This is a genomic window from Psychrosphaera sp. HA2-10 (assembly GCF_055693745.1).
Genome location: NZ_CM146341.1, coordinates 869434 through 883148 on the forward strand (window position 1 = coordinate 869434; position 13715 = coordinate 883148).

General features: G+C 39.9%; 10 protein-coding genes. 1 reads left to right on the forward strand and 9 read right to left on the reverse strand.

What is annotated here, in order from left to right; all coding sequences use genetic code 11:
* Positions 1 to 64 precede the first annotated feature (64 nt).
* Entirely contained in the window at positions 65 to 745 is a 681-nt protein-coding gene (locus tag ACZ1GV_RS04050) for a Fe2+-dependent dioxygenase (RefSeq protein WP_472675344.1), read from the forward strand.
* 79 nt (positions 746 to 824) lie between these two features.
* Here ACZ1GV_RS04050 and ACZ1GV_RS04055 read toward each other — a convergent pair whose 3' ends face one another.
* From ACZ1GV_RS04055 to cysZ, 9 genes are all read right to left on the reverse strand, one after another.
* Positions 825 to 4931, reverse strand: a complete 4107-nt coding sequence (locus ACZ1GV_RS04055; RefSeq protein ID WP_472675345.1) for an ExeM/NucH family extracellular endonuclease — start codon at positions 4929 to 4931, stop codon at positions 825 to 827.
* A gap of 320 nt (positions 4932 to 5251) precedes the next feature.
* Positions 5252 to 5656: a type 2 periplasmic-binding domain-containing protein gene (locus tag ACZ1GV_RS04060; RefSeq protein WP_472675346.1), complete on the reverse strand. Its 405-nt coding sequence runs from the start codon at positions 5654 to 5656 to the stop codon at positions 5252 to 5254.
* 11 nt (positions 5657 to 5667) lie between these two features.
* Positions 5668 to 6852 (reverse strand): porin, encoded by a 1185-nt coding sequence (locus ACZ1GV_RS04065; protein WP_472675347.1) that lies wholly within the window; start codon positions 6850 to 6852, stop codon positions 5668 to 5670.
* A 206-nt stretch (positions 6853 to 7058) separates the two neighbouring features.
* Entirely contained in the window at positions 7059 to 8306 is a 1248-nt protein-coding gene (locus tag ACZ1GV_RS04070; RefSeq protein WP_472675348.1) for a glutamate-5-semialdehyde dehydrogenase, read from the reverse strand.
* Positions 8306 to 9415: a glutamate 5-kinase gene (gene proB, locus ACZ1GV_RS04075; RefSeq protein WP_210559870.1), complete on the reverse strand. Its 1110-nt coding sequence runs from the start codon at positions 9413 to 9415 to the stop codon at positions 8306 to 8308. The genes ACZ1GV_RS04070 and proB overlap by 1 nt, the downstream gene beginning before the upstream one ends.
* A 182-nt stretch (positions 9416 to 9597) precedes the next feature.
* A complete protein-coding gene (locus ACZ1GV_RS04080; protein ID WP_472675349.1) occupies positions 9598 to 10071 on the reverse strand; it encodes a MarR family winged helix-turn-helix transcriptional regulator in 474 nt (157 codons plus the stop codon).
* 33 nt (positions 10072 to 10104) lie between these two features.
* On the reverse strand, positions 10105 to 11595 hold the full coding sequence (gene putP / locus ACZ1GV_RS04085) for a sodium/proline symporter PutP (protein WP_472675350.1): 1491 nt from the start codon (positions 11593 to 11595) through the stop codon (positions 10105 to 10107).
* 263 nt (positions 11596 to 11858) lie between these two features.
* Positions 11859 to 12809, reverse strand: a complete 951-nt coding sequence (locus tag ACZ1GV_RS04090; protein ID WP_472675351.1) for a hypothetical protein — start codon at positions 12807 to 12809, stop codon at positions 11859 to 11861.
* Positions 12810 to 12894: 85 nt separating this feature from the next.
* Positions 12895 to 13644 (reverse strand): sulfate transporter CysZ, encoded by a 750-nt coding sequence (cysZ, locus tag ACZ1GV_RS04095; RefSeq protein WP_472675352.1) that lies wholly within the window; start codon positions 13642 to 13644, stop codon positions 12895 to 12897.
* Positions 13645 to 13715: the final 71 nt, after the last annotated feature.

Sequence of the window (13715 nt, forward strand, 5' to 3'; positions counted from 1 at the left end):
GAAGTATGTAACATCAGTGTCTTTCATTGGTGTTACATTTTTTTTTAGTAAAATTGGAGTCAGTATGGTTGTTATTGATCAACTACTTAGTGCCAAAGAAGTGGCTGTATTTAGAGAGGCTTTATTAAAAGCTGAGTGGCAAAATGGTGATAAAACAGCAATGGGCATGGCCGCGTCAGTAAAAAATAATAATCAAGCTAACCCTAGTGATCCAATCGTTGGAGATTTAGCTAATGAGCTTCTAGGACGAATCGGCTCCGCGGCTAAAGTCGTATCAGCGGCATTGCCTCTTAAAATTTTTCCACCCTGTTTTAATCGCTACTCCGAGTCCGAAGAGTATGGCTATCACGTTGATGCTGCGATTATGCGATTACCGAATAGCAATGATGTACTTCGTAGCGACGTTTCAATGACAGTATTTTTAAGCGAACCTGATGAGTATGAAGGTGGTGAGCTCATTATTAAAACCGAATTTGGCGAGCAACAAGTAAAGCTTCCTGCAGGTTATGTTGTCGTTTACCCATCAAGTAGTTTACACAAAGTCACGGCTGTCACTAAAGGCCAACGTGTTGCGGCAATAACATGGATGCAAAGTATGGTAAGTGACGTAACAACAAGACAATCTTTGTATCAGCTAGATCAAACAATCCAAGGCTTGATTGCCACAGAAACGGCGAGTCGAGAGCACTTAGATCAGTTACACAATGTGTATCACAATATGGTTAGACAGTTTTCACAGATATAAAAAAGCCGCTTTACAGCGGCTTTTGTCAAACTAGGCTTTAACTAATCAGCCTAGTTTGTCTTTATTGCAAATAGAGTAATTAATTTAATGACTCTAATGCTTTTGTTTCAATCGTCATTGTTACGTCAAAAAACAGTCTCTTGCCTTTAACGCTAATAAACCATTGACCTGCTTCTGGCAGTTCAATTTCACAAACTTCGTCGTTGCCGTTATTCACAGAGCGACAATCGAATTTACGTTTGTTTGGTTTTTTACCTTGGCGAAGATATAAGTCTGCGTCACCTGTTCCACCGGCCAATGTTACTTTTAAGCTAGTTGCATTTTCAGGCACGTTCACGGCAAAAGTATTTTGAGGCTTGTACCAGAACCACCAGAACCAACGGCGAACTTTATCAATATCTTCAATTACTTTCGTTGTTGTTACAACAGGCGTTACACCATTTATCTCAATAACAACTGGATCATGATCTGAAGCACGATAAGGTTCAGTATCAAATAACGTTACTAATTGATCATCGCTCTTATACTCTACGTTGTAGTCCAGGATACGAGGTTCATCAGTGTTGATATGCCACTCTGTAACATCTACGACTTTTTCGGCAAGTGAGTTACTCGCTAAAGCGTGGTCAATAGTCCCTGACTCACCTTGGTAAGTATAAGAATAAGTACCCGCACCGTTTAGAGACTCTATGAGGTTAGTGTAACCAGCGTTAACGATTGTGGTAATTGGATCTTCTTTTGTATAGGCATTTAAGTCACCCATAATCAAGTAGTCTTCATCTTCCACGCCTGTAGGATTAGTGGCTAACCAAGCTGTTACAGCTTCAGCGGCTTGCACTCGACGAAGGTTATAACAGCCTTGTCCATCACCTTTATCTTCATTCTCAACACCACCGCTGCTTGAACAGCTCTTTGAACGGAAGTGGTTGATAGCAACAGTCAATTTTTCACCAGATACTGAGCTTCTGAATGTTTGAGCTAGTGGTGGGCGATTATGATATTCAAAAGGGAAACCAGTAATCGTCGCTGCCGTACCAATTTCAGTCACTGATAGGTCATTGTAGATTAAAGCTACTTTAATTTGGTCAGTACCTAATTGATCTAAACCTGGGTTTACAAATGAATAGTGTTTGCCAGCAGGCGCTATAGCGTTTAAGCCATTCACAATATCTTGAATTGCACTTGTTTCACTAAAGTCGTCGTTTTCAACTTCAAGTAAACCAATGATATCTGCATCAATTGTAGTAATTGCGTTAAGGATTTTGCTGCGCTGACGTTCAAACTCTACTAGTGAATCCGCACCACGACTCGTCGGGAATCCTTCGCCAAAACCATCGCCATTAAAGTAATTTAATACGTTAAAACTTGCTACACGTAAGTTTCCGGTTTCCAAGTTTGGTGTTGCTTCACGAGCATTTTCTTGAATAAACGTAGGTTCAGCAGTTGGCAATACGCGGTAGTTACCAAAGCTGTAATCAACTATGCCTTCTAATGCTGCAACTTTATCGCCTGAGCGTAATGTATTATTAGCCGACAAGCCACCTGAAGGGTATTTAATAAACTCCGGGTTTGAGCCATTAACAGCATCATCTAGTAAGATTTTATTGAGCTTATTTTGCGCCGTTAAGTTTGCAACTTCTTCCGAACCCGGTAAGTACAAGTTAGTCGGAACAAATAAACGTTCACTTGATAAGGTTACTTCACCATAACGACCTAAGTTGTAGTTATCAGTCACTGTAAGGTCTTGAGAAAACGACACAAACATACCTTCTAACGACTCTTGTTGCTCTGCGCTAACAAATGGCAAGGTTACAACTACAGGTGCTATTGTATCAGTACCGCAGTTTAACGCTTCTTTTGTTGCCGTTAACTGTGTTTTACCATAGCTTTCAACTACATTACCTAAAACTCGAACCACATCGCCGGTTGCCGGTAATTCACCCGCTAATTCGTAAGACACAAAAATGCCTTCAGAAGATAATGAATCTAGGTCTTGGTCTGCTATTTCTTCTTGAACAAAAAATCCACCAATTGCAGGTAGGCTAGCCGTCACCACACCTTGGATAACTTTAGTTTCATTTAATAATGGCGACTCAAAGCCGTTACCTTGGATAACATTAATAAATGTCGCTTCGTCAGAACATTGACCTAATAGGTCTGGTTCAGGCTCAAGCTCGCCTTCGGTAGAAAAACTACCTAATGGGAATGGTGTGCTTGTTGTTGCATTATCAGAGCTGCCATCTAGTGCATTTTTGCCACTGAAAAGCCAATTTGCGACGTTAAACACGCCATCGTTTGCTACGGCACCGTTTACACGATAAGCCCAACCGTCTAGGTATTCCCAAGGTTGATTTGTACCATCAGTATTGATATCGCCAAAAACGTCAATCACTTCGCCATCACAGAAAAGTTCAACGGCATCATCACCATTAACTCCAGCGGCACCAGTAACAAAATCAGGAGCAAAACCAAAGAAGTTTGTAAATCCAGTAGACTCAGAAGCAACATAAATAAAGCTACCAGCCGACGCCGATGTACCCGCAGGGAAACTGAATTCCTCTCCATCTGTACCGCCGCCATTATTGGCAGAGCCAACGCCACAATTACCTAAGTCGGCAATATCTGTCGCAATAAAGATTTCAATCGCTTTTGGCACGCCGCCTGTTAGTGGTCCGTCAATAACACCACTAATTAATAGTGCAGGGCTTTGAGAAAAGACTTGAACTGGAATTGCATCGTCTGCTGTTGCATTGCTAGTTGCGCCATCTAGTGCGTTTTTACCGCTGAATACCCACTGAGAAGCGTCATAAACACCACCATTAACAACTGAGTTTGCTTTACGAGCAGCCCAGCCATCCATGTATTCCCAGTCTTGACCAGTACCGTCGGTATTAATGTCGCCAAGAACGTCAACAACTTCTCCGTTGCAGAATAGTTCTAATGCATCATCGCCGTTTACGTTCGCTGAACTACTCGTGTAGTCTGGTGCAAAACCCATGAAAGCTTCAAACTGTGCAGACTCAGATGCCAAGTAAATGTATTGGCCTTTGCTAGCGCTGTCAGCTGGGAATGTAAACTCTTGACCATCAGAACCACCGCCATTATTCGCCGAACCAAAGCCACATACGCTTAAATCAGCGATATCTTGAGTAACATATAGCTCAACACCTTTTGGTAAACCGCCAGTTAAAGGCCCATCGTAGGCTGCTGAAATAATTAACGGTGCAGAAACAGGTGTTGTTGGTGTTTCTGGATCGGTCGGGTCAGTTGGGTCCGTCGGGTCCGTTGGATCTGTAGGATCTGTCGGGTCAGTTGGATCCGTTGGTTCATTCGCACATTCTGCTTTTGGGAATACAGACTCTACCCATTCAGGATGGTCGACAAAAGGGTTACGGTTGCCTTGATATTCATAAATAGTGTTGTTTCGGTTTGTTTCGAACGAGTCAACTGGATCCGCTTCATGCCACTCTAATAAACGACATAGCTTTCCAAGTAAAGGCTCACCTGAGCTTGTAATTTCATTTACAACCGTTAGGTTAGGGGTTGAGTCAAAACCTTCATAACGAGTGTCCATGTATAGGACCATACGCGCAACATCACCTTTTACAGCATCACGTGGTTCAAAAGAGTCGCTATCGTATCGGTTAGAAGGGGCTTCACTAAGAGGATTGTCACTATTGTCAAAATCGAGGTTACTACGGGAGGAATTTATTGAGATGTCAGAGGGGCGAAGATGGTGAATATCGGTATAAGCTTCTAGAGAGGAGGATGGAAAGCCATGGCTCTTGGCCCAAACATGTTCTCTATTCCAATTATCAGGATTGGTGCTTTGAGAACCGCTCCCGTTTGAAAATTTGGGAATCGATATGCCCTTATAAAGCAACATCACATTATCCGGATTGGATGGGTCTTCATCCGTTTTGGTTAATGCACTCCATACTTCAGAGTAGGTTAACTGCTTGTGGTTCAAACTAATTGCTGTTGACAGTAAAGATTTTATCTCTTGCTGACTTTGACCACTATTAATTGCATTAATCACATCACGATAATAATCACTATCTACATAGGTTGACGCATCGGCAACCTTATCTAAATCTGGACAATTAAAGCAAGGTGAAGTTATATCGCTTGCTTGCGTAGTAGCTGAGACCAAGCATGCGAACACCGTTAAACTTAGGTATTTCATCTTATTATTTCCTGATTGGAGGCGGAATTATTGTTGTAAAGGTTAATTTTACCGCGCCAATGTTACCGTTTTTTTAACGGTACAGGTATAGGTACAGGATAAAAAAAATGATTAAAATTTGATTAATGTATAAGCATTTCAAGACGGTAAATTTACAACTAGAAATTAGTTTTAAAACTAAATGCTAATGACAAACATCAAGAAAAAGAGGAAGAAAATAAACAAATCTGAATATAAATTACAATCGGTATTATGGGCTTTTAAGAGGGGGAGATAAACATCCGTGTTTAGTAATCCATTTATTTTTGAAGACTGGTTAATTAAAAGCTAGCGACTACCTTAACAGCGCCGCCACCATCACCTTGAATATAACCGATCATGTCAGGGTTTTTAGAAACCATGTCAATTACAGCTGCATCACTATCTAACTTTTTAGGTGGTGTGCCTTTACCAGTAAATACTAACTTAGACCAATAAGCTTTAAGTTGGCTAGCAGAACGACTTAATACTTTATCATTAAACTCGTCTGTTACCGCTGCACCTTCGGCCTGATCAACGGGCGTTGCTGCGCCACCGCCAGGAAATGACTTAGCTTTTCCTAAAAAGATACGTGATATGGAAGCTTTATCAAGCGCATCTGTATTTGACGGGTGGACGACAATATTAACCGCCAAGGTTTGAAAGCTAAATAATGTTGCTATAAGAGCTACAGTAAGTTTTTTCATGCCTTCCTCCTTTAAAATACAACGTCTACAGCAAACGCAATAGTATCTGCATCCCATGCATCGTTGTAATCATTATCAGTCATAGTGTATTGGACTTTAAATGCAGCGCTTGGATGGAAGTTATAACGAACACCAACAGAGGTAGATGTATATTCATTTCTGTTAGTTTGGTTAACAACACTTTGAGCAGCTGCACGTAAAGGTGCGCCATCAAAGGCAGTTCCTAAAGCTGGAATTGTAACGTTTGGTAAGCCTGCCGCAATACTAGAGTTAGCGCTAGTTTCAAAGGTTTCGAGCAATAGATAAGGCATGGTTGAATCAGACACACGGTAACCAAAGCTAATGTAACCACCTTTGTCGTCTTCTTGAAGTACCGAGTTATCCGTACCGTTTTGCGAGTACTCACCAATTATTGACCATTTCTCATAATCAATATTAAAGCCAGCACCTATAAAGGTACCTGTGTCCCCATTGATCCTAAGTTCATCAGCAGCTGACTGTGATGCACCTAACGCTTGAGCCAACGAAGCGAAAGACTCTATTCCGGCAACTGGGATATCCACTTCACCTTGAATGAAAGTAAAATAACCACTAAACCAGTTTTTTGTAAAACTAGTCGCTAAGCCGAAAATATTATTCAATGAGCCGTCTGTTGGAGTTGTATCCTCAAAGAAGGTATCTGAAAGTTCACCGTATAAGAAGTTAAATGAAAAATCCCAGTCACCAACGAGTTTATTATGAACGACGCTGACCCCGTCATAATTGCTAAATGGTAAATTATACATAGCATTAGCCGGTCTTACCCATGGGTATGCATAACCAACATCTAGATAATCAGAATATAAATAAAACGGTATTCTTAAACGACCTGCGCGAACAGTAGTGTAGTCACTCGCTTCGTAAGAAATGTAGGCCCAGGCAAATTCGGTGTTAAAGTTATCGCTTCCTTGTGACACTATTTGTGCTGTTGCTGATAAGCCATCGCCTAAATCCGCTACAGCTTGTAGCGCAAATAAAGATTCATTTTTGAACGATAAGTCGTTGTCATAACCCAGATAAGTTTCGTTATCACTAAGCGTTTGACCAGCAACTATCGAAGCGAACCCATTAAAGCGTATATCTGCGTTAGCGGTAAAGCTGGCAGTCGATAAGGCGATAAGCCCGATTGGAAAACCAAGTTGCAATACTTTTTTCATAGTACCCTGTCTCATTGTTGTTAATTTACAATGAAAGTGTAGACGACACTCAAGAATTTGCTTAAAAAACAGTGAATCAAATAAAAAAAAAGCCCTTTTTTTTAAAAGGGCCTAAAAATAGAGGAGAAATAAACTTATAAATTAAGGTTTAGAAAGCGCCGCTTTTGGCGTAATTACTTAAGAAACACTCTTTATTAATAAAACAATTAAGCGCGAACTTGACCTTCACCACTAACAACAAACTTCTCTGCAGTAAGTGACTCTAAACCCATAGGGCCATAAGCATGAAGCTTAGTTGTAGCAATACCAATCTCTGCACCTAGGCCTAACTGCGAGCCATCAGAAAAGCGAGAGCTTGCATTTACCATAACAACAGAAGCGTCTACAGCTAGCTGGAAAAGCTCAGCAGTTGCTTTGTTTTCGGTACAAATAACTTCTGTGTGATGGCTACCAAATTGATCTATGTGCTCTAACGCTTGCTCAAAATCATCTACAGTACGTACAGCAATTTCTAAACTTAGGTATTCTTGACCAAAATCTTCATAAGGCAGTAGACGAGGGCTCAGAAAAAAGCCATGTGAACGCTGACAGGCATTCACTTTAACACCTTTATCTTGCAACATTTTTGCAGCAATAGGTAAAAAGTCGGCGGCAATATCACTGTGAACCAATAAGCCTTCTAGTGCATTACAAACACCAGTGCGCTGTGTTTTACCATTCTCTAGAATACGAAGTGCTTTTTCAAAGTCAGCCTCTTTATCTACATATAAATGACAAACACCTTTAAAGTGCTGGATAACTGGAATTTTACTATTGTCACTCACAAACTTAATAAGGCCTTCGCCACCACGAGGAATTACTAAGTCGATGCTGTCAACTTGCGAAATTAGTTCCAATACGAGTTCTCGCGCCGGATTATCAATCACAGAAACTAATTCTTTAGGCAAGCCATGTTCTTCTAGCGCTTTGTGCATCGCTGCCGCAATTGCCAAGCTAGAATGCAATGCTTCTTTACCACCTCGCAAAATTACGCCATTACCAGACTTAAAGCAAAGGGCGCCGGCGTCTGCTGTTACGTTTGGACGAGATTCATAAATCATACATATGACACCAAGCGGAATGCGCATTTTTTCGATCTCTAGTCCGTTTGGACGAGTGGTGACCTTTTTGCGGTTGCCAATTGGATCGTCAAGTTCAGCAATTTCTTTGATTCCATTGACCATGTCATCAATACGTTCAACGTTTAATGTTAAGCGATCAACAAACGAGGCCTCTAAGGACATTTCTTCCGCTTGTTTTAAATCTAATTCGTTCGCTTTTAATATGTCAGCTTCAGCACTCTTAATATTTTTTGCCATAGACAACAAAACTTCGTTTTTGTCTTGTTCCGATAAAATAGCTAACTTTTTAGATGCAGACTTAGCTGCTTTTGAAATCGTTTCGATATAGCTCATTAGGCTTCCTTTAATACGGCAATATTTGTATCTTCAATAAGTGAGTCAATAGTAGGAAAAGAAGACTCTTCTGGAGCCTGTTTATCAGAAATATAGGCCATTAAACAGCTACTATAATTTGCAACACCTTTTGCTACGCGGTGACCATTTTCAGTCTTAACTAACACCGTATCTCCAATGTTAAAGTTGCCCTTAACATCAACTAATTGGTCACTAGAAAGCGTTTTATCGTCGTCTAATACACATATCGCACCATCGTTATCAACGATAATTTCACCCTGCGCTCTAGTAGTGTGAGTCAACCAATGTAAATCGTCTTGCATTGGATTTTTATATGGCGTAAATACGGTGCCTGGATTGTCGCCTCTTACTAGCTTCGAAAAGGTTTCTGCTTCAAAACCATTAACTATAAAAGTAGTAATCCCATGCGCCGTCGCTTTTTCTGCCGCTTGTAGTTTTGTCAACATACCACCGGTGCCCATTGAACTAATAGCTCCACCGGCCATTTTCTTCACTTCATCTGTTATTTCGCTTACAACACTAAGCAATTCTGCGTCATCATGAAGGTTAGGGTTTTTATTATATAAGCCATTAATGTCAGAACACATTATCAATGCATCAGCACCAGCCGCAGCAGCTACCATGGCCGATAAATTATCGTTATCACCCACCTTCAAGCCATCGGTGGTTATCGTGTCATTTTCATTAACAATGGGCATTACGCCATGTTCAAGAGAGGTAATTAATGTATCTCTAATACTTTGATAACGTTCCTGATCGCGCAAATCACCATGTGTTAATAGTATTTGTGAGGTCGGAAAATCAAATAGACGATCCCAGGTTGCTACCATTTCAGCTTGCCCAGCGGCAGCCATGGCTTTTTTCAATGCTAGTGAAGGGTGCTCAGGACTAGAAAAAACGTGACGACCTGCAGCAACTGAACCAGAAGAAACCAGCACGACTTGTTTACCCTGTTTTTTACATTCAATAATAAACTGGGCGATTGGAAATAATTGGTGAGCGCTACAGCCATTGCCACTAGGGGCAATTAACGCACTTCCGACTTTCAAGACGATTCGGTTCCAGTCATTCCAAGAGTTTGTATTCATTACTTATATCCTATTACTCGAATCAGGTTGTAAAGTATACAGCTTAATACTTAGAAGTCTAATCATTATTGTACTAAATAATATTCAAGTTACTTATGTCTGTTATTAGTTCTATTTATAGTTTGCGTTCAGGCATAAAAAAACCGGCTATTTAAGCCGGTTTCAGTACGTATCAGTTATTTTTATTTAGGCGTAATATCACCAATATTCAAAATTGGTGCGGCGTCTAATTCATTAGCGTCCATCATATTTGCAACTCGTTGTACGCTCGATAACAACAAAGACTGCTCCCAGTCTTCCAACGTATTAAACTTTTCAATAAAACTATCTTCCATTGAACGAGGCGCATTTTTTAACGTTTCTTTACCTTGTGCGGTTAAGTAAAGCGCAATACGTCGTCTATCTGACTCGCTTCGCACGCGCTCAACCATAGACTTAGTTTCTAACCTATCTAATATGCTAGTGACTGTAGCTTGGCTAAGGTTCACTATATCTGAAACTTGCTTTGCAGTAATACCCGGATCAGCCCCAAGTTCTTGCAGAACGAGCAATTGTGGGCCAGTGATACCCACATCTTTACTTAGTTTCTTAGAGCGCAAATCGATTGCGCGAATTACACGTCGAATTGCAACTAGTAACTCTTCATACTTTTCCAAAATTATTCCACCTAAAATCGTTAAATTACTAAACTAAGAATTTATAATTGTTTGTGTTTCTTCAAATTGAGCTAAGGTTTTTTCACTCGGCTCTTTAGAGAAGATACTCACAACATAGATTGCCACTGAAGACGCAACAAAACCTGGCAATAACTCATAAAACAGAGTAGATAACGCATCACCGTTAGCTAAAACAGGTGCGTGTTTCCAGAAAATAACCGTAATAGCACCAGCTAAAACACCCGCTATAGCGCCTTCGTTTGTCATGCGTTTCCATAACAATGCAAATAACACGACCGGCCCAAACGCAGCACCAAATCCAGCCCAAGCACTAGAAACTATATCAAGTACGCCACTATTAGAATTAAAAGCAACTCCCGTAGCAACGGCAGCAACAATAACCACACATAACCTGCTGGCTAATAACAGTTCCTTATCGCTTGCTGTTTTATGTATAAATATACGGTAACAATCTTCAACTAATGAGCTTGATGATACTAATAGTTGAGACGATACCGTACTCATTATAGCCGCAAGAATCGCCGCTAATAACCAACCAGCAATTAAAGGGTGGAATAGAATTTGTGACAACATCACGAAAATTGTCTCAGGATCGTCAATAGCAATATTATGTTGTTGCGTGTAGTGAAGACCGACAATACCAGTTAACACTGCACCAACAATAGTTACCGTCATCCAAGACATACCAATGCGTCTTGCTGTTTTTACTTGCTTATGTGAATTGATCGCCATAAACCGGACAATGATGTGAGGTTGGCCAAAATAGCCTAAACCCCAAGTCATCAAACTTAATACACCAAGCCAACCTAATGCATCTTTACTACTTACCTCAGTAACAAAGTCGCTCGTTATCATCGAAGAGATACCAGACAAGTTATCTAACTGACCCATTGCAAATAACGGAACCATGGCCAGTGCGATGAACATAATGCAACCCTGAACAAAATCGGTCAAACTAACCGCAAGGAAACCGCCGAGTACTGTGTATAAAATAACAACAGACACTGTTACCAATACCCCTGTTTCGTAACCCATACCAAAGCCACTCTCGAATAATTTACCGCCGGCAACTAAACCTGAAGATGTATATAATGTGAAAAATAAGATAATAACAATAGAAGCAATAATACGAACGGAACTGTTATTCAACGAAAAACGTTTTGAAAAGAACTCAGGGACAGTCAGCGAGTCATCGGCAACTTCAGTGTAAACTCGCAGGCGAGGCGCCACTAAAATATAGTTAACATATGCACCAATTAATAACCCTAGTGCCAACCAAATGCTATCTAAACCATTTATAAAAGCAGCACCAGGTAGGCCCATCAACATCCAGCCACTCATATCAGAAGCACCAGCTGATAAAGCAGTCACCTTAGGACTGACATTACGACCGCCTAATAAATACTCACTATTATCTGCAGTAGAATGTCGCATTGCATAGACGCCAATGGCTAGCATCAGCAAAAAATACAGTAAAATTGACAAAAATGTATAACTAATCAAGGGACACCTTTTTTATTAGAGTTCTAATGTTTGTTTAAGGAATGAAATTGCGAAAAAGTGTAACACGACTTAATTTAAAGATCGAATTTACCCCTGTTTTTCATGCTGATAAGGTGTTGAGCGGGACTTGATAAGTGGCAGGTAGTAAAAAAGCCACCGCAGTGACTTTTTATAAAGTAATTTTAATACTAATGATTTAGGTCGCTTTTTTGTCAAAAGTACGCAACAAAAGTATGAAACAAAAGAGCAAATTAAATTCGGCGCTAGAAAAGATTATCAACGTTTTGTTCGATCTGCTCAGGCATCAAACTTTTTGCTTGCTCTTCAAAACCCGCAGGTATTGGGAGCTCATGATAGAGCAGCTCTAACTTATCTTTTATCAGTTCAGCAATAATTTCACTGCTTAGAATCACTTTACCTTCTTTACCGCTGGTTAATTTTTCCAAGGCATTATGTATCGCTAATTTGATTTTCCAAATCTCTGCGTCGGTAACTAACTTAACTGCGTTTAAGGTTATGATTGCCTCAACATGCTCAGTAATTGACTTAACATAGGGAGAAATATAGACCCAACCTTTGTTTTTGATGAGTGACTGACAAATATATATTTCGTGGTGAACATTATGAAGATATTTAGCGATGACCTTCGCATCACGATCATGTCTAAATTTGATATTAAACTCTTTGCTGTGTTGCAGATCTTGATTCCACGAATCAATGACATTAAACAGTCGAGTTTCGTGAGGTAATTTATTATCAAAATTTAGTATATCAACGTAAATATTTACTTTGGTATTTAAAATAGAATCAGCCTGTTCAACTAGGCTAATTAAGCCCTTTGCACTGGATTCAAGTTCAAAATTAATATGCGAGCGAGCTAAAATATCCTCTTGGGTATCAGCGAGCTTATTCTGAACTTCGGCAGACTTATCAATAGCTAATCTAATTAGGCGCGTTTGTTGAATTTGAAAACGGAGAGTAAATATTAAAAGTAAAGATACGAACAAGCCAACCAGAGGTGTTAACCAACCACCAAAAAACTCACCGATTTGGCCAATTTCACTCGGTGCGACTACGCCATAAGTAAAAAATAGATATGCTAACGCAGCGACAACGGCTGGCAAAAATATTAAGCCTAGCGTCAATACAATAGAAAAGTTACCTTCATCCTTGGCAGTTAGGTTTGATAACTCGGCTTTAGAAAACGAACCCATAGAGACTTTAAATCCATATATAAATTAATTGATGACTAAAATACCTGCAACAAGAACGACTGGCAACGCCAAATTTTACAAAAGGCTAGTCTTGTTCTGAAATGCTTTGACTTCGAGTTTGCTCTTCAAGTTGTTCAACCCACATTAACGTTGCACCACAAATAGCAGCGGGCATTACCAGTAAATTGATAAAGGGTAACGAAGTAATAATTGAAACTGAAGCGCCAAACCCAAAACAGGCTGACTTATTTTGACTAAGAATATAACGCATGAAATCAAAACTATATTTGTTGTTATCAAAAGCATAGTCACAGTATTGAATTGCTAAAACCCACGCAATAAAAGCAAACCAAATCAATTGACCGATAACCGGAAAAAACCAACCAATTAGAAAGAACCCAATCATTCTAGGAATAAAGTAAACGAGCTTTTTCCATTCTCGGAGCAGGGTATGAGGCGTCGCCTTAATTAAAGCGGCAACAGAGTCTTGACGCGGAGCTTGGCCAGTTAGATGCATTTCTACTCGTTCTGCTAATACACCATTAAAAGGTGCGGCTAGCCAGTTGGCAACCGTTGTGAAGAATAATCCAAACAATAAAACCATCAATAAAATTACAAACGGGTAAATAATAAACTCTAGCCAGCTTAACCAATCAGGTATTTGTTCATGCATCCAAGTTATGTTGGCACCAAGGACATCAAAAAGGTAATAAAAAGCGCCAATAAAAAGAACAAAGTTAACCATTAACGGAATTAAAATGAAACGTTTCAAGCCTTTAGTCTTTAATAAACCAAAACCGCGAAAAAAATAACTAACGCCATCACTCATTGTCATTATAAAAACCCCAAACAAACTTTATTTTACAAAGTCTTAAGTATAAAGTTGTTTGAAGACTAAGCAAGTCG